Raw genomic sequence first — 24,849 nt, forward strand, 5'->3', positions numbered from 1 at the left:
CCCGCTGACCGGTCTGCCCGCTGACCCTGCCTTCCCGCTGAACGCCCGCTGACCGAATTCGGCAGCCGGTTTCGGTCCTTGAGGGAACCTCCACCGGAATCCCATTCTGGATTCAGCAAAGAGCCCTCGAAGCGAACGGAGACATCGCGCGATGGTCAGCGACGTGATCGACCGAAACGACCGGTTCCGGGGAATCCTGGACCGGCTCGCCACGAAGTCGATCGACGACTACTACAACCCGTACCGGCTGTTCGAGTGGCCGGACCGACTGCCCGAGGACATGTGGTGGATGAGCCCCGAGCTCACCACCACGTACGGGACGGAATGGGCCGAGAAGCTCACTCCTCAGCAGCTCCACACGCTTTCCAAGCACGAGAGCATCAATTTCTACAGCCTCAATGTGCACGGCATCCGGGAACTGCTCATCGAAGTGGTCGCCCGGATTCACACCGCCGGTTTCGAAACGCCTTCGGAGTTCTTCCACCATTTCATCGGTGAGGAGAACGAGCACATGTGGTTCTTTGCCGAATTCTGCCTCCGCTACGGCGGGAAGATCTACAAGCAGCCGGCCGGCGGCGCCGAGGTGGCCGGCTCCTCGGCCAAGATCCAGAGCCTGCTGGTCTTCACCCGGATCCTGATCTTCGAAGAGCTGGTCGACCACTTCAACTCGGCGATGGCCGAGGACGAGCGGCTGCACGAGACGATCCGCGGCATCAACCGGATCCACCACCAGGACGAGTCCCGGCACATCGCCTTCGGCCGAGAGCTGGTCAGCCTGCTCCACCAGGACCTGAAGGAGACCGCCACCGAGCAGGAACTCGACGACGTCTCCACCTACTTGCGCCGCTACCTGAAGCACAGCTTCGACTCGCTCTACCACCCGCAGGTCTACCGCGACGCCGGCCTGGAGAACCCGCACGAGCTGCGCCGGTCCCTGATGGAGTCGCCGGCCCGGGCCGAGGCCGAACTGCGCACCTTCCGCAAGACCGCCAAGTACCTCGAGAAGACGGGACTCATCCGATGAACCGCCTGACCGGGAGCGACGGCGCCCCCGCGGTCGCCATCCTCGGGCCGCCGGCCACCCGGCTCCTCAAGGAGCTGGACACGGTCTTCGCCGGCTGGGGCACCGCGGCCGGCGCCGAGGAGATCAGCGCCCCGCCGCTCTTCCCGGTGACCGACCTGGAGAAGTTCGACGTCTACACCAACTTCCCCCAGCTCGCCTGGGTGGCCGGCTCCCTCGACCTGGCGGACGATCAGCACAAGCCGGTGGACGGGAAGTTCGGGCCGGGAGCGGTGACCGAGGCGCGGTACGGGCTGCCGCACGCCACCTGCTACGGCGCGTACCTCTTCCACGAGGGCGACCAGGTCGCCGACGACACCCTGGTGACCCTGGTCAACCGCTGCTTCCGCAACGAGGACCACTACGGCGGGCTGCGCCGCCTCGCCACCTTCCAGATGCGCGAGATCGTCGCCCTCGGCAGCTTCGACCACACCCAGCAGGTCATCGCCCGCTTCACCGAGCGGATCCAGTCCTTCGCCGCCGCGCTCGGCGTCGACCTGGCCAAGGAGCCGGCCGGCGACCCGTTCTTCCGCAACGACAACGGCCGCGCCCTGATGCAGAAGCTCAGCCCGGTCAAGTACGAGTTCCAGTACGGCGACCTGGCGATCGCCTCGGTCAACACCCACCGCAACTTCTTCGGCGAGCGGTGCGGCATCCGGCTGGAGTCCGGCGAGCACGCCTACACCTCCTGCGTGGCCTTCGGTCTCGAACGCTGGATCGCGGTCCTGACCGAGCACTTCGAGGAAGACCTCGACGCCGCGCTGACCGCCGTACGCGCCGCCGCGGCGACCGCCGCCCCGTCGTGACCCAGCCCCTGATCGGCGTCGACCTCGTCCCGCTCTCCCGGGTCGGCGAGCTCCTCGACCCCGAGGCCGGGCCGCCGGCTCCCGGCATCGGGCCGCTGCTCGGGAAGTACCTCTCCGCCGACGAACTGGCGGTCTCCCGGACCCCGGACGGCGCACCCGACCAGGCCAGGATCGCCGGACGTCTGGCCGCCAAGGAAGCCGTCTTCAAACTCCTCGGCGCCGTCGGACGACCGGTGCCCTGGCAGGGCATCGAGGTCCTGCGCGGCCCCGGCGGACGGCCGGGGATCCGGCTCTCCGGCCGGGCGGCCGAGCTGGCCCGCGCCGCCGGGCTCGGCCCGATCGACGTGAGCATCAGCCACGACGCCGGCTTCGCGATCGCCGTCGCGGCCTCCTCCACCTCTCTCGATCACCACCCGTCTCACGCTCACCACTCGTCTCTCGATCACCGCCCGTCTCACGCTCACCACCCCTCCCGCTCATCCCATCTCGCAGCATCAGCGACTCCGAAGGGAATGCCATGAGTTCCGCAGGTATCGACAAGGTCCGGGACTGGATCCTCGGCCGTCACCCCGAGCGCACCGAGCTCGCCGCCGACGTCGACCTCATCGAGAGCCGTCTCGTCGACTCGCTCGCCTTCGTCGAGCTCGTCTACACCATCGAGGACGCCGCGGGCGTCGAGATCGACTTCGACAACATCGACATCGAGGACTTCCAGACCCTCGCGACCATCGAGAAGGCGTTCTTCGCCTGATCCCGAGGAGGGATCTTCACCATGGATGCAGTCTCGTACACCGCACAGTGGATGGCCGCGGCCCGCGCACAGGAGTCCGAGCGGGAGGACGCGCTGTTCGTCGACCCGCTGGCCAAGGACCTCGCCGCTCCCAGGGGCTTCGAGCTGATCGAGCGCTACGCCGGCGGCGGCCTCCTGCCGTTCATCTCCATCCGGACCCGGTTCCTGGACGACGCCATCCGGGACGTCCTCGCCGAGGGCGGGATCCAGCAGGTCGTCCTGATCGCGGCGGGCATGGACACCCGGGCCTTCCGGCTCGACTGGCCGGAAGGCGCCCAGGTCTACGAGGTCGACCACGCGCTGCTCATCGCCGAGAAGCGCCGCCGGCTCGACGCCCTCGGGGCCGAGCCGCGCACCGACCGGCGCGAGGTCTCCGCCGACCTCACCCAGGAGTGGCTGCCCGCCCTGGAGGCCGCCGGCTTCGACCGCACCCGCCCCACCCTGTGGGTCGCCGAGGCGCTGACCTTCTTCCTCACCGAGGAGCAGGCGGCCGGGCTGCTCCAGCTGCTCGCCTCCGCCTCGGCCCCCGGCAGCCACCTGGCCTTCGACATCCTCGGCCGCGCCCTGCTGCGCAGCCCGTTCTCGAAGCGCTGGCTGGACACCCTCGCCGCCGACGGCACGCCGTGGATCTTCGGCACCGACGAGCCCGAGGAGTTCCTCACGGCGAACGGCTGGAAGACCACCGACCTGCGGCAGCCGGGCGAGCCCGGCGCGGGCGAGGGCCGCTGGCCGTACGACGTCCAGCCGCGGGACCGCCGGGGCGCCAACCGGCTGTGGCTGATCCGCGCCGAGATAGCGACGGCCTGATGGGTCACCCGGCCACGGACCTCCAGGCCTCGGACGCCCAGGCCGCGGGCCACCAGGCCCAGGCCTCGGCGGCCACGGACCGCCCGGCCCCGGACCGTCGGATCACCCTGGAGCGGATCGAGTCGTACCTGCCCGAGCGCAGCGTACGGATCGAGGAGCTGGGCGAGCGGCTGGGTCTGCGGCGGGCCGAACTCGGGGTGTTCCGCAAGTTCTACGGCCTGGACACCCTCCGCTTCGACCCCGAGCTGCCGCTGCTCGACCTGCTGCGGCCCGCCGCGCGCGGCGCCCTGGCCGCCCTCCCGGAGGGCGGCCGGGTGGAGTACCTGGCCTATGCCCACGTCACCCAGGCGGTGGCGCCGGCCGACGTGGACATCGCCCAGGCGGTCGGCGAGGACCTCGGCCTCGACGGCACCGAGGCCTTCGGCCTCAGCCACCAGGCCTGCGTGAGCAGCCTGGGCGCCATCGAGGTGCTCGGCGAACTGCTGCGCGCGGAGGGCGCCGAAGGCGCGTACGCCCTGATGGTCACCGGCGAGCAGGCGTACTCGCCGATGGTCCAGCTCGTCCCCAACACCTCGATCATGGCCGACGCCGCCGCCTCCTGCCTGATCACCCTGGACGGCGAGGGCGATGTCGTCCGCTCCTTCGCCACCCGGACCCTGGGCGAGTACGCGCAGTGGCTGGAGCTGACCGCCGAGCAGAACACCGAGTTCGGCGAGCAGTACGGCAAGCGGATCTCCGAGGTCATCCACCAGGCCCTGACGGAGGCGGGGCTGACGCTCGACGACGTCGACCTGGTGATCCCGCACAACGTCAACAAGCTGGCGTGGCGGCAGACCATCAAGGAGCTGGAGGTGGCGCCGGAGAAGGTCTTCCTGGACAACGTCCCGCGCTACAGCCACACCTTCGCCTCGGACGTCTTCGTCAACTACACGACCCTGCGGGACGCGGGCCGTCTCGTGGACGGCGCGCACTACCTGCTGGTCTCCGTCGGCCTGGGCGCCACCTTCGGCGCGATGGTGATCACCCACCGTGCGGGGGGCGAAAAGTGATGGAGCGTCAGGAGATTCTGCTCGTCATCGAGAAGGCCCTCAGCGAGGTCCTGGAGCGGCCGGTCAGCGGGCTCACCGAGGAGACCGCGCTCTTCGACGAGCTCCAGCTCGAATCCATCGCCGTCCTGGGGCTCCTCATGACCGTCGAGGAGGCGACCGGGATCGCGGTCGACCCGGACGAGCTCGACATCGACCACCTGCGGACCATGCGGTCCTTCGCCGACTACGTCGAGGCCGCACTCCGCGAAGCAGAGGGGACGTCATGACCGGACTCGCCGTCCGGGCCGCCGCGGCGGTGCGCTCGCCGCGGGGCCGGGCACCGGACGACCGCCCGGCCGCGCTCGACTACTACCGCGACCTGCTCACTCCCTTCGGGGAGAAGCCGGACGAGGAGCTGCTGAGCCGCGGCGCGCACGTCCACCACCGGGACCTCGCGGACCTGCTCGTCGCCGACGAGGGCGTCGGCCGGAGCCGGCCGGAGCTGCTGATCGTCACCCACGCCCTGCCGGACGTGGTGCCGTTCACCGCCGTCGCGCCGCACATGACGGATCGCCTCGGCGGCCTGGCGGCCAACTTCGCGATCGCCCAGCAGGGCCTGGCCGCACCCTTCACCGCGCTGCGGATCGCCTCCGCGTACCACCGCGCGGGGCGGGCCGCGGAGGTGGTGCTCGCGGTGCTCGAACAGACCACGCTGCCGACGCCGTTCCCGCTGGTCCAGGACACCCCGCTGACCGACTCGGCCGCGGCGGTCGTCCTCGGGTCCGCCGCGGAAGGCGAGGACGGCCTGGCGTTCGTACGGGCGTACTCGGCCGCTTCGGCGGTCGCCGCCCTCGACCGCCCGGACCTTGACCGCCCGGACCTCGGGGAGGACGGCACGCTCCTCGTGCTCGGGCCCTGGGTCACCGAGGACGTCCCCGAGCGCTCCCCGGTGCACCGGGTGGCCCCGGGCAGCTACTGCACCAGCCTCTGGCTGGAGCTCGCCGACCACTGGCAGGAGTGGCGGGACACGTACCGGCGGGTCGTCCTGTGCGACACCGACCCGCGCTCCGGCCGCAGCCACGTGGCGCTCTTCGCCCGCGGCGAGGGGTAACCCCCGCGCGGTCCGGGGGTCAGCCCGTCCACCACGCCCCCGCCGTGGTGGACGGGCTCGCCCCCGATCGCCGTACCCACCAGCTCGACAGACATCGGACAAGGCAACCGAAGGGAAGGTCGGAACACGATGACCACGGCTGAGACGCGGACCATCAGGCTGGACTCCGCGAGAGCCGGCGCCGGCCCGGCGACCTGGGGGCAGCGGGCGATCTGGGGTGTCGTCACCCGGCTCGGCGACGACGCCCCCCGCTACAACGTGCCGGTCGACCTCCCCGTCAGCCCGCCCCGCCCCGTGTCCCGCGTCCTCGCGGACGTGACGGAGCTCCTCCTGCTCCACGACAGCCTGCACACCAGGTTCCTGTCCGACGGCGACGACGGCCTGAAGCAGGTCGTGGACGGCAGCGGCGAGCTTCCCGTGGAGATCCGTACGTGCCCGGCGGCACGGGCCGCGGACGCCGGTGCCGCCCTGCTCAAGGAGCTCGCCGGGCGCTCCTTCGACCACACCCGGGAGTGGCCCCTGCGCGTCGGCCTCGTGGAGTCCGAGGGCCTGGTCCACCGGCTGGTGCTGGTCGGGGCGCACACCGGGATGGACTACTGGGGTCTCGGCATCCTGCTCCGCGACCTGGGGGCGGTCGTATCGGGGGAGACCTCCGCGTCGCTGCGCCTGGCCCGCCCCTCCCTCCAGCCCCTGGACGCCGCCGAGGTCCAGGCGTCGCCGCTCGGCCGTCGCCGGGACGAGGCGGCCCGCCGCTACTGGTGCGAGCAGCTGACCGCCGGCCCCCGGCGGATCTTCCAGGACCCGGCGGCGCCGGAACTCGCGGACGACCCGACGCGGATGTTCCCCAACGCGCTGCTGCGCTCGCCCGCGCTCGCGGTCGCCGTCGGGCGGGTGGCGGCGGAGCTGGAGGTGAGCGACGCGGCGGTGCTGCTCGGCGCGGCCTCCCACCAGCTGGCCAGGATGTCCGGGAGCAGCGACGTGCTGTTCCAGGTGGTCGTGGGCAACCGCTTCCAGCCGGCCGCCGCAGCTGCGGTCAGCACGGTGGCGCAGGAGGCGCTGTTCCGGCTCACGGACGCGGACCGGGACTTCGAGGACGCGGTGCGGCGGACGCGGTCCGTCGCCTTCAGCGCGTTCCGCCACGCCTCGTACGACAAGTGGGCGCTGGACCGGGAGGTGGCGCTGCTCGTCGAGAAGGGCGAGGCGGCCGACCACTCGTACTGGTGGAACGACACCCGCGACCCGGCCGTCGGGCCGTTCGAGACCGTCGAGCGGCCGCGGGCCGCGCTGAGCGAGCTGATCGGCCGGACCGACCTGAGCTGGCCGACGGAGTTCCTGCCCCGCAAGAACGTCTCGATGGCCGTGGACGTGCTGACCGCCCCGGGCGCCCTGGACCTCGCCATGACCGCCGACCCGGCCGTCCTCGGCCGCGACGGGATGGAGCGGTTCCTTCGCGGGGTCGAGCGGCTGATCGTCGCCGAGGCGATCGCGCTGGGGGACTGATGGCCGAGACGTACGCGGGAATCGCCTGGACGGGCGAGGGGTACGAGGTCGAGGTCCTCGACGGCGCCGGGCGCCGGGTCGTGGAGCCGAGCGGCTGGAGCGGCGCCCAGACCGCCGAACTCATCGCCTGGCTCCGGGACTTCGACGGCGGGCGGGCACCCGCCGTGGTCCTGGACAGCACCAACGGGCTGCTCGACGGCCCGATGACGGCGGCCGGTCTGGAGGTCTACCGCGCGGATCCCTGGCTGCTGCCGCCGCGGCCGGGCTTCGGCTCGGTCCCGGCCGCACGGCTGGCGGAGCGGGCCAGGACCGCGCCCGGCGAGCTGGCCCGGGTCACCGCCGAGGGCGGCACGCTGACCGGCCGCGCCGAGGAGTACTTCGCCGGCGTGAAGCGCGGCGAGCCGGTCGTCGCGGAACTGACCGCGGCCGGACGGTGCTTCGCGCACGGCCGCCGGGACGCCCCGAAGGTCGCGCTCACCTTCGACGACGGCCCCGACCCGGTCTTCACCCGCCAGGTGCTGGACATCCTGGAGCGCTACGGAGCCCGGGCGACCTTCTTCTGCGTCGGGCACCACGTCGCGGCGCTGCCCGACCTCGTACGCCGGACCGCCGCCGCCGGCCACGAGCTGGGCAACCACTCCTGGTCACACCCCTACCTGCCCGACCTCACGCCGGAGCAGCTGCGCGAGCAGCTCGACCGGACGGCCGAGGCCGTGGCCAAGGTGACGGGCGAGGACGCCCCGACCCGGTTCCGGCCGCCGTACGGAGCGCTGAGCCCCGAGGTGCTGGCCGCCCTTGAGGGGTATCCGACCACGCTGACGATGTGGGACGTGGACACCCGCGACTGGGCGCGGCCGGGAGCGGAGCGGATCGCCGCGACCGTCCTGGAGTCCGCGGAGCCGGGCTCGGTGGTGCTGATGCACGAGGGCGCCGGCGATCGCGCCCAGACCGTGGAGGCCCTTCCGGCGATCGTCGAGGGCCTCCTCGCACGCGGCCTGGAGCTCGTCACCGTGGGGGAACTGGCCGCGCCTCCCGGCACCGACGGCCCGCCGCCGTCCGCCCGATGAAGACCACGATCAACGACCGAAGGGTTTGAACAGTCATGGAAGAACGCTTGGCGGACCACACCGCGGCGGACGCACCCCCGCCGACGAAGGACGGACCCGACGGGCCCGACCGACCCGACGGGTCGCCGCCGTCGGGGGTGTCGACCCCCGGGGTGCCGTCCTCGGGAGAGCCGGCGATCTGGTCCCGTAACTTCCGGTACTACTTCACGGCCCGCAGCGCGGGTCTGCTCAGCTGGGCCATGCTGCCGGTCGCGGTCTCGGCCGGTCTGCTCAGCGGCGGGTACGGCCTGGACACCGCCGGGTACTCGATGGCCTTCCTCGTCGCGCCGTTCGCCGGTCTGGTGCTGTTCGGCGGGGTGCTCGCCGACCGGTTCACCGCCCGCCGGATGATGATCATCGCGGATATCGCCAACCTCACCGCGCACATCCTGCTCGCCCTCCTGTTCATCCACGGCATCGACCATCTCTGGCAGCTGTACGGGCTGTTGGTGGTGGCCGGTACGGCGAACGCGCTGTTCCAGCCGGGCGCCTCCTCGACCGTCCCGCTGGTCTCCCGGGACGTGCAGGGCGCGAACGGCGTGCTGCGCACCTCCGAGGCGATCACCGGCCTCGGCGGCCCGGCGCTGGCCGGCGCCCTGGTCGGGTTCGGGTCCACCGGCTGGGTGATGGTGATCTCCGCCGTCGCCTACGGGACCAGCGCGATCTGCTTGTTCGTGCTCCGGCTCGGCGTGGTGCCCGCGCCGCCGCCCGGCCAGAGCCTGTGGCGCAATCTGGCGGTCGGCTGGCAGGAGTTCACCTCCCGCAGCTGGCTGTGGGGCGTGATTTTGGTCTGGATGTTCTACGCGGTGCTCTCCTGGGGGCCGCAGCTGTCGGTGGCCGCCGGCGTCATCGTGCCCGAGCACGGCGCGTCCGCCTTCGGTCTGATCAACGCCGCGCTGGGCGCCGGCACCGTCGCCGGTGGCCTCCTCGCGATCCGCTACAAGCCCCAGCGGCCGCTCGCCGCCGGGGCCGTGGCGATGATGGCGTACCCCATCTACCCGCTCGGCATCGTGCTCGGCTGGCCGGTCTGGATGCTCGCCGTCGCCCAGGTCCTGGTCGGCGCCGGGATCGGCGTCTGGGGCGTCATGTGGGCCACCAGCGTGCAGACCCAGGTGCCGGGCGAGGTGCTGAACCGCGTCCACGCCTACGAAGTCGCGGGCTCCGTCGGCATGTACCCGATCGGCAGCGCGCTGGCAGGACCCGCCGTCGGCGCGTTCGGCACCGACGCGGTGCTCCTGGTGGGCGTCGTGGTCTCCTTCCTCACCGCCGCCGCGCTCCTGGCCGCCCGTCCGATACGGACCCTCCAACGTGTGCCGGACCGCGTCTGAGCAGGTTCCGAGCAGGTGAGGACGCCCGTCGAGGGCGTGCACTACGTGGTCCGCCGGAGCGAGGAGGTCCTCGACGCGCTGCCCGTCGCCGCCACGGACCGGGCGGCCGCCGCGGAACTGCCGCCGTGGCGCGCCGTGGAGCACGCCGCTTCGCGGACCCTGCTGCGGGGCCTGCTGCGGGAGATCGGCGAGGACCTCCGGGGCGGGCCGGTCGCCGCTCTCCCGAGCGGCCGGCCGTACCTGCCCGACCGGCCCGACCTGGGCGTGAGCCTCTCGCACTCCTCGGGCTGGGTCGCCGCGGCCGTCGGCAGGAACCGTGACGTCGGCGTCGACGTGCAGGTCCCGTACGCGGTCGGCGACCGCATGCTGCGGCTGTGCTGCGCGCCCGGCGACGCCGAGGCGCTGTCCGGCATGCCCGAGGCCCGGCGCAGACGGGAGTTCGCCTGGATCTTCACCGTCCAGGAGGCGTGCGTGAAGGCCGTCGGCGCGGGTTTCCCCGGCCGCCCGTGGAGCGTTCCGGTGGCGCTCGGACAGCGGAGGGGCGACTGGGGGCGGGGCGATGGGGAGCGGGTCGGCTGGTGCGCCCCTCGTGGCGCGCAGCCGGTGCCGGCCGGCTGCGCCTGGACCGAGCGGGAGGTGTTCCGACAGGTGGGCGCCGGTGGCGGTGACGGGCTGTGAGCCCGTAGAACACCACCAGCAACCAGCAACCGGCACGCGGAACGAGAGGGCATCATGAGCGCCACCACAGAAGCCACCGCCGACCCGACGGGAGCCACCGCCGAGCCGACGGGCGGCGGCGACGGCCTGGTCGTCACCGAGCGGACCCGGCTGCGGCGGATGCGCGAGAAGGGCAGCCACCGGCGGGCCGACCTGGACGCCGTGCTGGCGGCGGGCTTCCTCTGCCACCTCGGGGTCCCCGTCGACGGGACGACGATGGTCGTGCCCACCGCGTACGGCGTGGACGGCGACCGGCTCTACCTCCACGGCTCGGTCGCCAGCCGCAGTCTGGTCCAGGCCCCCGACACCACCGTCTGCGTCACGGTCACCCACGTCGACGGTCTCGTCCTCGCCCGCTCCGTCTTCGAGCACGGCGTGAACTACCGCTGCGCGATGGTCTACGGCATACCGCGGATCGTGACCGACCCGGAGGAGAAGCTGCGCGGGCTGCGGGCGCTCACCGAGCAGAGTTCGCCGGGACAGTGGGAGTACGTGCGGCAGCCCAGCCGCAAGGAGCTCGCCGCGACCTCGGTCCTCGCACTCGACCTCACCGAGGCCTCGGTGAAGACCCGCAGCGGCCCGCCGGACGACGGCGACTCCGAGGACGCGGCGCTCGGCCTCTGGGCGGGTGTCCTGCCCGTCGTGACCACCTTCGGCGAGCCGGTCACCGACCCCGTCCTGCCCGAGGATTTCGCGGCGCCCGCGCACGTCGCCGAGCGCGCCGGGCGTGTGCTGGGGGAGTAGGGGCGTACAGCCGGTAGTACGGGAGTGAGGGCGTTCAGGCCGGGGCGGTGTTCTCCGCCGGGGCCTGGACGGTCAGGCGGCTGAGGTGGCCCTCGTCCGCCAGGACGTCCACCGAGGTGATCCGGCCGTCGAGCACGGTGAAGGAGAAGACGGTGTAGACGGTGCCGGGCGGTCCGCCGCGGCTCAGGACCAGGCCCGCCGTCCCGTCGACCAGGGCCGGGCGGGCCTCCAGGATCCGCCCGGCGAGGGCCGGGGCCACCGACCCCGCCCCGTGCGCGGGCCGCACCCCGGCCCGTACGGCGGTGGGGTCGGCCCGCAGCGCCACGTCCGGGTCGAGGAGCGCGCGCAGCGCGTCGGAGTCCCCGGCCCGCGCGGCCGCCAGGCAGGCGGCGACGGTCGCCCGCTGGCGTGCCGGGTCGGGTTCCGGCATCTCCTCGGCGCCCTGCACCCGGTGCCGGCCATGGGCGGCGAGCTGTCGGGCGGCGGCCGGGGTGCGGTCCAGGATCCGGGCGATCTCCTCGTACGGGATGCCGAACAGGTCGTGGAGGACGAAGGCGAGCCGCTCGGGCGGTGTGAGCGGGTCCAGGGCCGCCAGGAGGGCCGGGTCGGGGTCCGCCGGGTCAGGCCGGACAGGGGCCCAGGGATCCCAGGGCGCCGTCCGGTGGGTCTCGCGTGCGCGGAGGCGTTCCAGGCAGATCCGGGCCAGGGCGTCCAGCACCCGTCCACCGGCGGTGGGGCGGCGGGCCGTCTCCGGTGCCGACTTCCGTACCGAAGCAGGTACGGACTCCGGTACCGACTTCGGCATCGACGCGTGGACCGCTTCCCGTACCGACTCCCGTACCGCGTCCCGTACCGCCTCATCGGCCTCGTCGGACGAGCCGAGCATCCGGTACGCCACGGCGTTCAGCCGCGGCTCGCGCTCCTCGGTGCGGGCGGCGAGGTCGTCGTCGTCATCCACGGATCGTGACCTCCGTCAGTCGCCGGATCGCCTGGCGTCAGTCGCCGTGGCCGGTGCCTCCGCTGCCGAAGCCGCCGCTGGAGATTCCGCCCCACTTGCGCTTCTCCTCGCTCGGCGGGTCCGGTGAGGTCTCGGTGCCCGACGTGCCGGGGCCCTTGAGCTCGTACGGCATGAGACGGTGCTCACCGTCGTTCTGCGGCATCTCCGCGGGCCTGCGGTACTCGGACATCTCACCGGGCAGCCGGTCGGTCTCCGGCCGGTGCGGATGCTCGTCCGGCTTGGGCGTGTCGGATTCGCGGTCGCGGATCCGGAAGCCGAGCCAGACGGCCCCGATGAGTACGGCGACGATGACGAACCCGCCGAGAACCTGTCCCAGGCCTGACTGCCAAACCCCAGCGGCCAGGGTCTCTGCTGCGCTGAGAGTGTTCATACTTCAGGATTACCCGATTCCGCTTCTTTGGACCCGTCGAGCGGGACCCACCGCGAAGATTTCCTCGGACATTCCCTGAAACATTTCCGCACCCCCGTCGCGTCAATGAGGTGTACGGCGACCACACCAAGTGACCGCGAGGGAAAGGAGGGGCATGAGAAAGTCCCGCGCGGACGAGTTCCTGGAGTTCGCCTCCGCACGCACGGGGCACCTGTTCCGTTCCGCATGCCTGCTGACCAGCGGCGACACCCACCTCGCCGAGGATCTCACGCAGGAGACGCTCGGCCGGATGTACGCCCTGTGGGGCCGGATGGCACGGATCGGCAACCCCGCCGCGTACGCCCAGACCGTGCTCGTCCGCACGTTCCTCAGCCACCAGAGGCGCCGCTCGGCCACCGAGCGCCCGCTCGGCGAGCTGCCCGACCGCGCACCCGAGAACGGCGAGGACCCGGCACTCCGGATCGCGCTGCTCGACGCGCTGGCCGGACTGGCGCCCAAGGACCGGGCGGTCGTGGTGCTGCGGTACTGGGAGGACCGCAGCATCGAGGAGACCGCCGACGCCCTGCACGTCAGCTCGGCGGCGGTCCGCACCCGCTCCGTACGGGCGCTGGCCAAGCTGCGCGAACGGCTCGGCGGCAACATCGCGGAGTTCGCCACCCGCTGACCCGCTCCCACCCCAAAGACTTCACCTCCACGAACCGGAAACGGTGGTTTCGGCATGTCCCAGAACGAAGGTTCCCCGCACGAGGGCTTCGAGGAAGAGCTCGGAGCGGTCCTGCGCAGCACCGGCGAAGGCTTCTCCGTCGACGGCCGGCGCGAGCTCGTCGCGGGCGGACTCACCCGCGGCCGGCGCCGCCTGGTGCGCCGCCGCCTCGCGGTGACCGGCGGCGCCCTCGCGCTCGCCGCCGTCGGCATCGGCGGCGTGTACGGCGGGTCGCTGCTCGGCCCCGACGGCGCGGCGAAGACCGTGAGCGGTGTCGCGGCGGCCCCGAAGCCCGGGAGCGAGACCGGCACCGCCGAGGCTGCGCTGCCGGGCGACGCGAAGATCCCGGTCAAGGACATCGCGGCCGTCATCAAGGCCAACACCCCCGACGGGGAGTGGCAGTTCGAGGACCTGGACGCCAAGGGCCAGGCGGCCCGCGGGGTCTACGACGACGGTGACGGCGAGGCCGCCGTGTCCGTCGGCCTCTACCGCTCGGCCGGCGGTGACGGCGAGGCCGGCTCGGGGCAGGTCGAGTGCCCGAGCAAGGTCCACGTCCCCTCCGACAGCTGCACCAGCGAGAGGCTGCCGGGCGGCGACCGGCTGATGGTCATCCAGGGTTACGTGTACCCCGACAAGCGCGAGGAGACCAAGGACTGGCGGGCGGTCCTGCTCACCAAGGACGGCTTCCTGGTCGACGCCCGCGAGGTCAACGCCGCAGGTGAGAAGGGTGCCGCGATCAGCCGCGAGAACCCGCCCTTCACCGCCGCCCAGCTGAAGGCCCTCGTCACGTCCGAGGACTGGCGCCCGCTGCTGAATCAGCTGCCCGCGCTCCCGAAGCCGAAGCCCACCTCGGCGACGGGCCAGGTGCCCCAGGAGCCCAGCGGCGCCGCCGTCCAGGCCACCCTGCGCTCCCTCCTGCCCAAGGGGCTGAATGTCACGGACAAGGGTGGCCAGGGCGGGTACGCCTTCGTGGTCGTCGACGACGGCAAGGGCAAGAGCTTCGTCCAGATCAACGTCCAGCCGAACATGAAGGGCGCGGCCGACGCCATCTTCGGCAGCGGGGACGTCACCACCTTGCCCGACGGCCGCAAGGTCAAGCTCACCAAGCAGCCCGGTGAGAAGGGCGGCTCCGGTGTCGTCATGTGGACCGCCGACACCATCACGCACACGGGCTTCCGGGTCGTCGTCTCCGGCTTCAACACCGGTGCGCAGCACGAGCCCGCCACACGCGCCGAGCCCGCGCTGACGATGGAGCAGATGAAGGCCATCGCGCTGAGCCTGAGGTGGCAGACCCTCCCCATGAAGTAACTCCTGAGCCGACGGGGGAGCAGGGGAGGGGTGGCGGGCTCGGCCCGCCACCCCTCCCCCGCACGTCTGTGTGGCGTCCGCGCACCCCTACTTGGCGTCCGCGTACCGCTCGACCGTCGCCGTCGTGAACGGGAACCGCACCGGCGTCTCCCCGAACGCGATCCGCCCCGCCTCGTCCCCGGCCGCCCTGATCGCGGCCGTCACCGCCTCCGCCTCCTCCGCGGGACAGTGCACGATCACCTCGTCGTGCTGGAAGAAGACCAGCTCCGCCCGCATCCCCCGAAGCGCGCGCCGCAGCGACGCCAGCATCAGCAGCGCCCAGTCGGCGGCGCTTCCCTGCACGACGAAGTTCCGGGTGAAGCGGCCGCGCGCCCGGGCGTTCCCCGAGGCGTATCCCGGCACGAACCCGTCCTCCGCCGCCACCGGTTCACCGCTCTCCTGGGGCAGCCCGGCCTCGTCGTCGTCGCCCGCGCCGACCGCCTTCGGGCTGGTCCTGCCGAGCCAGGTCCGGACGAGCCGGCCCTCCTCGCCGGCCTTCGCCGCGTCGTCGACATAGGCCACCGCCAGCGGGAAGCGGCGCCGCAGCGCCGCCAGGTTCTTCAGGCCGTCACCGCTGGTCTGCCCGTAGATCGCGCCGAGCAGCGCGATCTTGGCGTGGTCGCGGTCGCCGGAGAAGGCCCGGTCCGACAGGCGCGTGTACAGGTCGTCGGGGTGGCCCGCGACCTCCATCAGCCCCGGGTCCCGGGAGATCGCGGCGAGGACGCGCGGCTCCATCTGGTCGGCGTCCGCGACCACGAGCCGCCAGCCCTCGTCGGCGACCACGGCCCGCCGGATCACCTTCGGGATCTGGAGCGCCCCGCCGCCGTTGGTCGTCCAGCGCCCGCTGACCGTGCCGCCCGGCAGGTACTCGGGCCGGAAGCGGCCGTCCCGGACCCAGTCGGCCAGCCACGACCAGCCGTGCGCCGTCCAGATCCGGTACAGCTTCTTGTACGCGATCAGCGGCTCCACCGCCGGGTGGTCGACCTCCTCCAGCTCCCAGCGGCGGGTGGACTTCAGCCGGATGCCGGCCTGCTGGAAGGCCTTCACCACGTCGTTGGGCAGGTCGGGACGGACCCGCCGCCCGAAGGCCGCGGACACCTCGTCCGCGAGCTCGGCGAGGCGGCGCGGCTCGCCCCCGCCCGCGTACCGCTCGCCGAGCAGCTCGTGCAGCAGGTCCCGGTGCACGTCCGCCCGCCACGGCAGCCCCGCCCGGTGCATCTCGGCGGCGACCAGCATCCCCGCCGACTCGGCGGCCGTGAGCAGCCGCATCCTGCCCGGGTGCTCGGCCCGGCCGTGGCGGGCGAGCTGCTCCGCGTAGACCGCGAGGAGCCCCTCGAAGGGCACGGAGGCGACGGGCCGCGGCTCGAAGAGCGAGTCCTGCGAACCGGGCTCGGCGGCACGCTGCGGCGGATCGGGCGGTACGGGGGCGTTCCGCAGGCGCGCCCAGGCCGCCGCCGCCGAGCGGGGCTCCCCGAGCCGTCCCTCGTGCCCGAGGAGGAGCTGCTCGGCGTCCTCCACGTCGTAGCACCGCTCGACCCGTACCCCGGCGGCGAGCAGCCGGGGATACACCTCGGCCGTCGACCGCCACACCCAGCGGGCCACCTCGGGCCGGGCGCGCACGGCGGCCACCAGGTCCGGCTCGCGCCGCACCTCCCCGGCGGGCAGCCCGTCCTGGCCGAGGGGCACGAGCAGCGCCCCGTCCCCCTCGGCTTCGGCGGCCAGCGCCCACCTCTCGCTCATGGGTGCGAGTCTGGCACCCGCCACTGACAGCGCCGGGTCACGACATCAGCCGACCCCCAAACAGGCCCTACGCCGCCGCGTGGAAGAGCGCGGCGGCCTCGCCGCGCGAGTCGACGCCCAGCTTGTTCAGGATGTTCGCGACGTGGAACTTCACCGTCGACTCGCTGATGTGCAGCTCCTCCGCGATCCGCCGGTTCCGGTGGCCGAGCGCCAGGTGCCGCAGCACCTCCACCTCCCGCTCGCCGAGCCCGGTGAGCGGGTGGGCCGCCTCGACCGGCGCCTCCGGGGTCGCCAGCGGGAGGACCGCCGTGATCGTCGTGCCCCAGCCCGGCACCGCGTCGATGTCGAGCCGTCCGCCGAGCACGTCGAGGCGGTCCCGGATGCTGCCCGCCCCCAGGTCGCACGGGGCCAGGGCGCCCGCCCCGTCGTCCCGCACCGAGGCCCTCAGCTCGTGCTCGGTCAGCTGCCAGCCGACGTGGACCCGGTGCACCGAGTCCTGCTCCAGGACGATCAGGAGCAGCGCCCGGACGATGGCCCGCGCGCTGTGCGCGACGTCCGCCGCGAGCGAGCGGTCGGAGTCCGGCGCGCCCAGGTCGAGCCGGACCGCGCTGTGCCGCAGCATCGGCCGCAGCTCGCCGGCGAGCCGCTCGAAGGCGTCGCGCGCGGGCTCCTCGGCGAGCGCGCGGTCCCGTCGCTGCTCGGCCCGCATCTCGATCAGCGCCGTGGCGGCCAGGTCGGTCGCGGTCGCCCGGGCCGTCGTGTCGTCGAGGGCCCGGCTGCGCAGCACCCCGAGGACCCCGGAGAGCGCGGCCGCGTGCGCCGTCGACAGCTCCGCGATGACCCGGGCCCGAGTGTCGGCCGCCGCGCGCGAACGGGCCAGGGCCCCCGGCATGGCCTCCGTAGCGAACCGGTCGAAGTGGCTGGTCACCAGGTTCCACAGGGCCTGCGCCACGGTCAGCTCGGCCGCGCCCGCCGGGGCGGCGCCGTCCTCCCGTACGAGCACGAGGACCGCCCCGCGCCGGGTCGCGTCGCTCTTCACGGCGACGACCTCGCGCGCCCGGCCGCCGATCGTCGCGACGCCCTGCCAGGGGGTCCCGGGGACGCCCGCCAGGAGCAGCGGCGTCAGTTCGGCGCCGGTCAGCAGCTCCGTACCGCCGAGGGACTTGAAGGGGGAGTGGGCGCAGTGGGTGGAGAGTTCGGCGGCGTCCGCGTGCGGGATCAGCGGGGCGAGGGCGGCGGAGACCTTGGGGAGGATCTCGCCGAGCGGCTGCCGGAGGATCTCGTACGCGGAGGTCAGGGTGAGCGCGTCCATGCGGCTCAGCGTACGGGGGCGAGGCCTGGCCCCGGCCGGTCTTTCGGACAGGTGGCACTGGCCGTTCGGAGGGCGGGGAGAGGAGGGGGCGTGGCACAGGCTGGAGCACGTCGGAGAGCAAGAGACACCTGAACGGGCAGCGCTGGAGGCTGAGATGGAAGCGATCGTGTACGAGGAGTTCGGTGGCCCCGAGGTGCTGCGCCACGCGACCGGCGTCGCCGTGCCGGAGCCCGGCCCCGGCGAGGTCCGGGTGAAGGTGGCGGCGGTGGGCGTCAACCCGGTGGACTGGAAGCGGCGTTACGGCTGGGTCGAGGAGTTCTACCCGACGACCTTCCCCGCCGTCCCCGGCCTGGAGTTCGCCGGCACCGTCGACGCGCTCGGCGAGGGCGTCACCGACCTGGCCGTCGGCGACGAGGTCCTCGGCTGGACGAAGACCGGCTCCTACGCCGAGTACGCCATCGCCGGCACCGTCGCGCCCAAGCCCGCCGAGCTCTCCTGGGAGGCCGCCGCGAGCCTGCCGGTGGCCGGGGAGACGGCCCAGCGGGTCCTGGACCTGATCGGCGTACGGGAGGGCGAGACGCTCTTCCTGCACGGGGCGGCGGGCGTCGTCGGCTCGGTGGCCGTCCAGCTCGCCGTCGCGGCCGGCATCACGGTCGTCGGCAGCGCGTCGGAGTCCAACCACGCGTACCTGCGGGAGCTCGGCGCGATCCCGGTGGCGTACGGGGACGGGCTGGCCGAGCGGGTGCGGGCCGCCGCGCCGGGCGGCGTCGACGCGGTCTTCGACGCGGCAGGGCACGGAGTGCTGCCGGTCGCGATCGAGCTCCTGGGCGGGGAGGGCACGGCACGGAAGGAGCGGATCGCGACGATCGCGGCGACGGACGCGGCCGAGTACGGGATCGCCTTCTCGGGCGTCACCGGCGCCCCGGACGCCGTACGCGCCGCGCTCACCGCCCAGGCCCGGCAGGCGGTGGAGGGCACCCTCGCGGTCCGGCTCGCCGACACGCTTCCCCTGAAGGAGGCCGCCCGCGCCCAGGAACTGAGCGAATCGGGCCACGTGCGGGGCAAGTTGGTACTGATCCCGTAAGGCCCGACCCGGTCGGTAAGTCGGTGGAGGCGGTCGGCGGACGGTGAGAGGATCCCTCCGCTGTGAGGCCCGGACCCGACCGCGGAAGGCGACGACGACGATGATGTACGCGATACCCCTGGGGGACGACGGCGCGGAGCTGCGGCCGCTCGAACCGTGGCAGGCCGAGGAGTTCCTGGCGCACATGGACCGGGGGCGGGAGTTCATCGGCGCCCGCAACGGCCTCCCCGACGTCGTGACCGACCTGGAGTCGAGCCGGGCCTTCCTCAAGCTGTACGCGGAGAAGGTGGCGGCCGACACGGGCCGGATCTGCGGGATCTGGTCGGCGGAGGGGACGCTCGTCGGCGCCGTCATCCTCCGGACGCTGAACACCGCGAGCGGCAGGGCCGAGGCGGGCTGCTGGCTGGAGCCGGCGGGGGTCGGCAAGGGCCTGGTGACCCGGGCCGCGCGGGCGCTCATCGACTGGGCGATCGAGGTACGGGGCATCCGCCGCGTGGAGTGGGTGGTCTCCTCCGGCAACGAGCCGAGCATCGCCGTGGCCCGGCGCCTCGGCATGACGCGCGACGGCGTCCTGCGCGAGAGCTACGCCTACCGGGGCGAGGTGCACGACGAGGAGGTCTGGTCGGTCCTCGCGTCCGAGTGGCGCGCGGCGAAGCCGGCCGACTCCGCTTCGGCCGCCCCGGCTTCGTAGGGCTCCCGGCGGGGCTCCACGCGCGCGTGGAGCCGATCCGCCGGGCACGCGCGCGCGTGGAGGGGCGGTGACCCGGCTCCGACCCTTGTCACCGCCCCGTGTCCCACCATCGCCGCTCAGCGCGTGAGGCGCCACGCGGGGAGGGCCGAAGCGGCGATCGCGACCGCCGCGCAGACCGCCGCGGCGGCGCCGACCGTGGCCCAGGGGAGGACCAGGGCCACCGGGGCCGAGAGCGCCGCCAGGCCCGCGCCCAGGGTGCCGAGGACGGCCGCCGTCACCGCGAGGCCGAGCAGCGCCCCGATCGCGGTGGCGAGCGCCGCCTCGCCCGTGACCACCCGCAGGATCTGGGTGCGGGTGGCGCCGGCCAGCCGGAGCGAGGCCAGTTCCCCGCCGCGTACGGAGGTCGCCATGAGGAGCGTGTTGGCGAGGCCGATCACCGTGTAGACGAGGGCGATGCCGAGGACCAGGATCATGCCGAGCCGGGCCTGCGGACTGCTCGGCGGATGGTCGGCCGCCGCCCAGGCGTCGGCGGTCCTGACGGTCCCGCCGCTCGCCTCCAGGGCCCGCGCCGTGGCCGCGCCGCCGCCGCGCGCCTCGATCCGGTCGACGGCGGCGCCGGGCGCGTTCGCCCGGGTGACGTACGGTCCGTTGTCGCCGGTCCCGAGCGCGAGGACGGCCACGACCCGGAGCCGTACGGGACCGCTCCCGTCCGCGCGCCAGATCTCGACGGTCTCGCCGACCCGGTGCCGCTCGAACTCCTCGTTGACGACGATCGACCGGTCGTCGAGGTCCCGCAGATCCCCCGCGACCAAGGGCAGCCGCGCGAGCTCCGCGAAGGCCGCCGGGTCGGCGACCGCCCGCGCCCCGTACTTGACGACGGCCTCGGCCCCGTCCCGTACGAAGAGGGAGGTCGACGCGGTGGGCGAGACGACGGCCCCGTCCGGGGCTTCTGTCACCGGCCTCAACTCCTCCCCGCTCGCCACGTACTGAGCGGCCGTCTGTTCCCGCGCCTCGACGCCCCGCGTCCGCGTGACGCTCGCCGCCGACCCGAAGAGCGTCCCGGCGAGCGCCACGGTCACGAGGACGGGCGCGGCGACGGCGGCGGTACGGCGTACGGAGGCGGCGCTGTTCTCCCGTACGAGGGTCCCCACGGCCCCGCGCGACCGCAGCAGCCGTGCCACGGGCCGGACCAGGAGCGGGGAGAGCAGGGCGACGCCGCCGATCAGGAGCATCGGGAGGGTCGTGTACGTCTTCCGCTTCAGCAGCTCGGACGGTTCGGTGACGCACGTCCAGACGAGCAGCCCGAGCCCCGTGACCAGCAGCCCCGTACCGAGCAGGGCCCGGCCGAGGGGCAGGACGTCGGTGTCGACGTCCGCCTCGCGGAGCGCGGCCGTCGGGCCGACCTTCCCGGCCCGGCGGGACGCGGCGACGGCCCCGGCGAGGGCGACGGTCAGGCCCGTCCAGAAGGCGAGGTGGAAGGGCCAGGTCGCGTCGCCGACCGCGAACCACTCGGGTGCGAGGCCGCTGTCGACGAGCGTCCGGGCGAGCAGGGGCGCACCGGCGGCGCCGAGCACGCACCCGGTGGCGGAGGCGAGCACGCCGAGCGCCGTCGCCTCGGCGAGGAGCATGCGACGGACCTGCCCGGGGGTGGCTCCGGCGGTGCGGAGCAGGCCGAACTCGCGGCGCCGCAGGGCGACGGCGAAGGCGAAGGTGGAGGCGACGACGAAGACGGAGACGAAGGCGGTGACGCCGCCGGTGGTGCCGAGGAGGGCGTTGAGGCCGACGAGGGCCTGGGCGTCCCGCTCGGGGTCGGGGTCGGCGTCGCGTCGTTCGTCGCCGGTGAGGACCCGGGCGCGGTCGCCGACCAGGGCCCGGACCTCGGCGGCGGGGGCGTCGACGCCGACGGCGTCGGGACCGCCGGAGGTGGTGAGGGTCCAGCGGGTGCGGAGCTCGCGCAGGAGTTCTTTGTCCACAGGCTGTGGACGGTCGAGCCGCTGCGACACGGGGACGGTGTCCGGCCCGCGCCGCACGTCGAGCGTCAGCCGGTCCTGGCCCTGGACGACGACGGGCGAGGAGGCGAACCGTTGAGGAGAACGCTCGGGCGCGTGAAAAGTGGCGGAGAGGCCGAGGCCCATGGTGGCGAGCAGCCCGACGCCGAGAGCGAGGGCGAGGAAACCACCGAGGAAGGAGGCCCAGCGGGCGCGGAGCCCGGAGAGGACGACGATCAGCATGCGGGGCTCCTCACGGGGTCGCCGGAGGCCTCGAGCCCCGCCATCCGGGCCGCGACCGACTCCACCGTCGGCGCCGTCAGTTCGCCCGCGAGGCGGCCGTCGACCAGGAAGACCACCCGGTCCGCGCGGGCCGCCGCCACCGGGTCGTGGGTGACCATGACGATCGTCTGGCCGTCCTCGTCGACGAGCCGGCGCAGCATGCCCAGGACCTCGCGGCTCGTCGTCGAGTCGAGCGCGCCCGTCGGCTCGTCCCCGAAGAGGACGGCGGGCCGGGTGATCAACGCCCGGGCGATCGCGACCCGTTGCTGCTGCCCGCCGGAGAGTTCCCCGGGCCGGTGCCGTTCCCGCCCGGCGAGCCCGACGCGCGCGAGGGCCTCCCGCACCTCCGTACGGGAGGGCCGGCGGCCGGCGAGGCGGAGCGGCAGGGCCACGTTCTGCGCGGCCGTCAGGCTGGACAGCAGGTTGAAGGACTGGAAGACGAAGCCGATCCGGTCCCGCCGCAGCAGGGTCAGGCGCCGCTCGCTCAGCCCCTCCAGGGCGGTGCCGCCGACCTCGACGCTCCCGGAGGTGGGCCGGTCGAGCCCGGCCGCGCACTGGAGCAGCGTGGACTTGCCGGAGCCCGAGGGGCCCATGACGGCGGTGAAGGTCCCGGCGGCGAAGTCGAGGTCGACGCCGTCGAGGGCGCGGACGTCACGGTGGTGGCGGGCGAGCCCCCGGAGCCGTACAGAAGGAGTGGTCGTGGTCATGGCTCAAGCGAACCGTTTCCGCCCCCGCCGATCACGACCACTGCCGGGCGTCCGGGGGGTAGGGCCAGGCCTACCTTTCCCGTACGGCCTTCACGAACACGTTCAGCGCGTCGAGGGGTTCGCGCCCGCCGAGCAGCGCGCGCAGGTCGCTCTCGACGCCCGTACCGTCCAGGAAGCCGTGCGCGATCGCCGAGTACGTGCTCGCCAGCATCGGCACCTGGAAGGGCACGGCCCCGGACGCGGCGACGGCGGCACGGGCGTCGGCGAGCGAGCCCGGGGCGTACGTGGCGCCCAGGGCCGCCGCGAGGTCGGCGCCGCCGAGGGGGCGCTCGCCGACGAGCTCGTAGACGCGGTTGCGGTGGGCCGCGGGGTCCGTGGCGACGGCGACGGCGACATCGGCGAGGTCCGCGCGGGCGACGGCGGCGAGCCGGCCCTCGCCGAGGGGGCCGGTGATGCGGTTCTCGGCGTCGGGGGCGGCGATCCAGGTGAGGAACTCCGCGTAGAGGCCGTTGCGGAGGATCGTCCAGTCGAGCGTGGCGGACCGCCGGAGCCGCCGCTCGGTCCACCGGTGGGCGAGCGCGTACGTCAGGTGGTCGCCGTCGCCGGAGAGGCTCGTGTAGACGACGTGCCGGACGCCGGCCCGCTCGGCGGCGGAGATCGCGGCCTCGTGGCGGGCGACGACCGTGTCGTCCTCCCCGTATCCGGCGGAGACGAGGAGCAGGGTGTCGACCCCGGCGAAGGCCTCGGGCAGGGTCCCGGGCGCGTCGAAGTCGACGCGGCGGGTGCCGGGCAGTCCGGCGCGGGTGGCGTCGGCCGTGCGGGTGACCTCGGCCGTGCGGGTGGCCTCGGCCGCCCGGGTGCCGAGGACGACGTCGTCGCGGCCGGCGAGGCGGGCGGCGACGAGAGAGCCGAGGGCGCCGGAGACGCCGGTGACGAGCAGCATGTTTTCCCCCAGGGGTCGAGACGGCCGAGACCGCTGAGACCATCGTGGGGGGACGGGGAAGATCGCGGAAGGAGGCACATTGATGTCCGAAGGGCACACGGAGGTAACCACGGAGCCGGTTGCCGGACCGGTGGTGACCTGCGCCGACGAGTGCGGGGTACGGGACGTGCAAGATCGTCTCGGCGACAAGTGGACGGTGCACGTGGTCGTCGAACTCGCCCCGGGTTCGCGGCGGTTCCGGGAGCTCCAGCGGCTGGTCCCGGGGATCTCGCAGCGGATGCTGACCCTGACGCTGCGCCGCCTCGAACGCGACGGTCTCGTCTCGCGTACCGTCCACCCGACGACCCCGCCGCAGGTGGAGTACGCGCTGACCGGGACCGGCCACAGCATGACCCAGCTGATCAAGCAGCTGGTCGACTGGTCGCTCGACCACCGTGCGGTGATCGCCCGGTCGCGCGAGGAATGGGACACGAGGACGGCGTGAGCGGCACCACGATCATCGACAAGGCCTTCGAGGCGCTGTACGCGAGCGACGACGCCTCGCTCGACACGGCGGCCTCGCTGCTCGCCGCCGCCGACCGGGCCGCGGACGCGGAACTGACCCGGCGCGGCGAGGAGTTCGTACGGACGCTGTGGGGGAGGGGCTGGCAGCCGGCGGACCTGGCCCGCACGGTCCGCCGCGAACTCGCGGACGAACACGTCCGCCTCCTGGCGGTCCTGATCAGAGCGGAAACGGCCGGCTACGAGCGACTGCCCCACCGATGGCAGGCACAGCTGGACGAACTGGCCGACTCCACGGTCCGGCCGACGGACCGCTTCTCGTACGCGACGACCGTCCTGGAGCTGTACCGGATCCTGGTCCGGCTGCCGAGGCTCGACGCGGTCGGCCCGGTCCCGGGGGAGGTGCTGCCGCCGCCGACGGCCGGGGAGCCGCGGATGCTCGCCCGGATCCGAGCACTGCTCGCGAAAGCGGAGGCCACCGGCTACCCGGAGGAGGCGGAGGCGCTCACGGCCAAGGCCCAGGAGCTGATGGCACGGCACAGCCTGGACGAGGCGACGCTCGCGGCGGGCGCGCCGTCGCCGGAGACGCCGGGCGCGATCCGGATCGGGGTGGAGCCGCCGTACGAACAGGCGAAGGCGATCCTGCTGGACGCGGTGGCGACGGCGAACCACTGCCGGGCGGTGTGGAACGAGGCGTACGGCTTCTCGACGGTGGTCGGCTTCGAGGCGGACCTCGATCCGGTGGAGCTTCTGTACACGTCGCTGCTCGTGCAGGGGACGGCGGCGATGACACGGGCGGAGGCGGAGCAGCGGGCGGGCGGCCGCAAGCGTACGAAGTCGTTCCGCCAGTCCTTCCTCCTCGCCTACGCCAACCGCCTGGGCAGCCGGCTGTCGGCGACGTCCCGCCGGGTCGCCGCCGAGGCCCCGACGCTCCTCCCGGCCCTCGCGTCCCGCGACCTCGCGGTCACGAACCGCACGGACGAACTCTTCCCGGAGACCCGGACGACCAGGGTCCGAGCGGCCTGGGACGAGGAGGGCTGGACCCACGGCGCCACGGCAGCGGACAAGGCGGGCCTCCACCCCAACCGCCGCCACCTCCCGTAGGCCACCGGGGCCCCGCCCTCCCCCCCACCAGCCCCTGGCAGGGTTCGGGAAGGGGCGGGGTG

General features: G+C 73.7%; 26 protein-coding genes. 19 read left to right on the forward strand and 7 right to left on the reverse strand.

The window, feature by feature from the left end:
- Positions 1-151 precede the first annotated feature (151 nt).
- The 13 genes from OG357_RS21285 to OG357_RS21345 all read left to right on the forward strand — a co-directional run bounded on the left by OG357_RS21285 (position 152) and on the right by OG357_RS21345 (position 10,997).
- Positions 152-1,024, forward strand: coding sequence for a diiron oxygenase (locus OG357_RS21285; protein WP_329622658.1), 873 nt, complete (start codon positions 152-154; stop codon positions 1,022-1,024).
- Complete coding sequence (locus tag OG357_RS21290; protein ID WP_329622659.1) at positions 1,021-1,866, forward strand: hypothetical protein; 846 nt, start codon at positions 1,021-1,023, stop codon at positions 1,864-1,866. The genes OG357_RS21285 and OG357_RS21290 overlap by 4 nt, the downstream gene beginning before the upstream one ends.
- Positions 1,863-2,387 (forward strand): holo-ACP synthase, encoded by a 525-nt coding sequence (locus OG357_RS21295; protein WP_329622660.1) that lies wholly within the window; start codon positions 1,863-1,865, stop codon positions 2,385-2,387. The genes OG357_RS21290 and OG357_RS21295 overlap by 4 nt, the downstream gene beginning before the upstream one ends.
- The gene (locus OG357_RS21300) at positions 2,384-2,617 is read left to right on the forward strand and encodes a phosphopantetheine-binding protein (RefSeq protein WP_024755837.1); all 234 of its coding nucleotides are present in this window, start codon (positions 2,384-2,386) and stop codon (positions 2,615-2,617) included. The genes OG357_RS21295 and OG357_RS21300 overlap by 4 nt, the downstream gene beginning before the upstream one ends.
- 21 nt (positions 2,618-2,638) lie before the next feature.
- Positions 2,639-3,463: a class I SAM-dependent methyltransferase gene (locus tag OG357_RS21305; protein WP_329622661.1), complete on the forward strand. Its 825-nt coding sequence runs from the start codon at positions 2,639-2,641 to the stop codon at positions 3,461-3,463.
- Positions 3,463-4,512 carry a 3-oxoacyl-[acyl-carrier-protein] synthase III C-terminal domain-containing protein gene (locus OG357_RS21310; RefSeq protein WP_329622662.1) on the forward strand — a complete coding sequence of 350 codons (1,050 nt, stop codon included), beginning with the start codon at positions 3,463-3,465 and terminating at the stop codon, positions 4,510-4,512. The genes OG357_RS21305 and OG357_RS21310 overlap by 1 nt, the downstream gene beginning before the upstream one ends.
- On the forward strand, positions 4,512-4,778 hold the full coding sequence (locus tag OG357_RS21315; RefSeq protein ID WP_055642736.1) for an acyl carrier protein: 267 nt from the start codon (positions 4,512-4,514) through the stop codon (positions 4,776-4,778). Before OG357_RS21310 ends, OG357_RS21315 begins: the two co-directional genes overlap by 1 nt.
- The gene (locus OG357_RS21320) at positions 4,775-5,602 is read left to right on the forward strand and encodes a hypothetical protein (protein WP_329622663.1); all 828 of its coding nucleotides are present in this window, start codon (positions 4,775-4,777) and stop codon (positions 5,600-5,602) included. The genes OG357_RS21315 and OG357_RS21320 overlap by 4 nt, the downstream gene beginning before the upstream one ends.
- A 129-nt stretch (positions 5,603-5,731) precedes the next feature.
- Positions 5,732-7,102 (forward strand): condensation domain-containing protein, encoded by a 1,371-nt coding sequence (locus OG357_RS21325; protein ID WP_329622664.1) that lies wholly within the window; start codon positions 5,732-5,734, stop codon positions 7,100-7,102.
- Positions 7,102-8,169 (forward strand): polysaccharide deacetylase family protein, encoded by a 1,068-nt coding sequence (locus OG357_RS21330; RefSeq protein WP_329622665.1) that lies wholly within the window; start codon positions 7,102-7,104, stop codon positions 8,167-8,169. Before OG357_RS21325 ends, OG357_RS21330 begins: the two co-directional genes overlap by 1 nt.
- A 35-nt stretch (positions 8,170-8,204) precedes the next feature.
- On the forward strand, positions 8,205-9,536 hold the full coding sequence (locus OG357_RS21335; RefSeq protein WP_329622666.1) for an MFS transporter: 1,332 nt from the start codon (positions 8,205-8,207) through the stop codon (positions 9,534-9,536).
- A 15-nt stretch (positions 9,537-9,551) separates the two neighbouring features.
- Entirely contained in the window at positions 9,552-10,214 is a 663-nt protein-coding gene (locus OG357_RS21340; protein ID WP_329622667.1) for a 4'-phosphopantetheinyl transferase family protein, read from the forward strand.
- A gap of 159 nt (positions 10,215-10,373) precedes the next feature.
- Positions 10,374-10,997: a pyridoxamine 5'-phosphate oxidase family protein gene (locus OG357_RS21345; RefSeq protein WP_329625649.1), complete on the forward strand. Its 624-nt coding sequence runs from the start codon at positions 10,374-10,376 to the stop codon at positions 10,995-10,997.
- A 34-nt stretch (positions 10,998-11,031) separates the two neighbouring features.
- Here the strand turns inward: OG357_RS21345 and OG357_RS21350 are convergent, their stop codons facing one another.
- Positions 11,032-11,955 carry a sigma factor-like helix-turn-helix DNA-binding protein gene (locus OG357_RS21350; protein WP_329622668.1) on the reverse strand — a complete coding sequence of 308 codons (924 nt, stop codon included), beginning with the start codon at positions 11,953-11,955 and terminating at the stop codon, positions 11,032-11,034.
- A 37-nt stretch (positions 11,956-11,992) separates the two neighbouring features.
- Positions 11,993-12,385 (reverse strand): DUF6479 family protein, encoded by a 393-nt coding sequence (locus OG357_RS21355; protein ID WP_329622669.1) that lies wholly within the window; start codon positions 12,383-12,385, stop codon positions 11,993-11,995.
- A 154-nt stretch (positions 12,386-12,539) separates the two neighbouring features.
- Between OG357_RS21355 and OG357_RS21360 the strand changes: the two genes are divergently transcribed.
- Positions 12,540-13,049, forward strand: coding sequence for a SigE family RNA polymerase sigma factor (locus OG357_RS21360; protein WP_317596626.1), 510 nt, complete (start codon positions 12,540-12,542; stop codon positions 13,047-13,049).
- Positions 13,050-13,103: 54 nt separating this feature from the next.
- Positions 13,104-14,396, forward strand: coding sequence for a hypothetical protein (locus OG357_RS21365; RefSeq protein WP_329622670.1), 1,293 nt, complete (start codon positions 13,104-13,106; stop codon positions 14,394-14,396).
- Positions 14,397-14,483: 87 nt separating this feature from the next.
- Here the strand turns inward: OG357_RS21365 and OG357_RS21370 are convergent, their stop codons facing one another.
- Both OG357_RS21370 and OG357_RS21375 read right to left on the reverse strand, forming a co-directional pair.
- Positions 14,484-16,175 (reverse strand): bifunctional 3'-5' exonuclease/DNA polymerase, encoded by a 1,692-nt coding sequence (locus OG357_RS21370; protein WP_329622671.1) that lies wholly within the window; start codon positions 16,173-16,175, stop codon positions 14,484-14,486.
- A 67-nt stretch (positions 16,176-16,242) separates the two neighbouring features.
- Entirely contained in the window at positions 16,243-17,487 is a 1,245-nt protein-coding gene (locus OG357_RS21375; protein WP_329622672.1) for a helix-turn-helix transcriptional regulator, read from the reverse strand.
- A gap of 154 nt (positions 17,488-17,641) precedes the next feature.
- Here OG357_RS21375 and OG357_RS21380 point away from each other — a divergent pair, with 154 nt between their 5' ends.
- On the forward strand, positions 17,642-18,571 hold the full coding sequence (locus tag OG357_RS21380; protein ID WP_329622673.1) for an NADP-dependent oxidoreductase: 930 nt from the start codon (positions 17,642-17,644) through the stop codon (positions 18,569-18,571).
- A 103-nt stretch (positions 18,572-18,674) separates the two neighbouring features.
- Positions 18,675-19,262: a GNAT family N-acetyltransferase gene (locus OG357_RS21385; RefSeq protein WP_329625650.1), complete on the forward strand. Its 588-nt coding sequence runs from the start codon at positions 18,675-18,677 to the stop codon at positions 19,260-19,262.
- A 116-nt stretch (positions 19,263-19,378) separates the two neighbouring features.
- Here OG357_RS21385 and OG357_RS21390 read toward each other — a convergent pair whose 3' ends face one another.
- From OG357_RS21390 to OG357_RS21400, 3 genes are all read right to left on the reverse strand, one after another.
- Positions 19,379-21,493, reverse strand: coding sequence for an ABC transporter permease (locus OG357_RS21390; RefSeq protein WP_329622674.1), 2,115 nt, complete (start codon positions 21,491-21,493; stop codon positions 19,379-19,381).
- Positions 21,487-22,239 (reverse strand): ABC transporter ATP-binding protein, encoded by a 753-nt coding sequence (locus OG357_RS21395; RefSeq protein WP_329622675.1) that lies wholly within the window; start codon positions 22,237-22,239, stop codon positions 21,487-21,489. The genes OG357_RS21390 and OG357_RS21395 overlap by 7 nt, the downstream gene beginning before the upstream one ends.
- Positions 22,240-22,309: 70 nt before the next feature.
- Entirely contained in the window at positions 22,310-23,182 is an 873-nt protein-coding gene (locus OG357_RS21400; protein ID WP_329622676.1) for an NAD(P)H-binding protein, read from the reverse strand.
- 82 nt (positions 23,183-23,264) lie between these two features.
- On the opposite strand from OG357_RS21400, the gene OG357_RS21405 reads away from it, so the two are divergent.
- The gene (locus OG357_RS21405; RefSeq protein WP_329622677.1) at positions 23,265-23,666 is read left to right on the forward strand and encodes a winged helix-turn-helix transcriptional regulator; all 402 of its coding nucleotides are present in this window, start codon (positions 23,265-23,267) and stop codon (positions 23,664-23,666) included.
- Positions 23,645-24,787, forward strand: a complete 1,143-nt coding sequence (locus OG357_RS21410; RefSeq protein ID WP_443066708.1) for a DUF2786 domain-containing protein — start codon at positions 23,645-23,647, stop codon at positions 24,785-24,787. The genes OG357_RS21405 and OG357_RS21410 overlap by 22 nt, the downstream gene beginning before the upstream one ends.
- Positions 24,788-24,849: the final 62 nt, after the last annotated feature.

This window comes from Streptomyces sp. NBC_01255, from assembly GCF_036226445.1.
Taxonomy (GTDB): Bacteria; Actinomycetota; Actinomycetes; order Streptomycetales; family Streptomycetaceae; genus Streptomyces.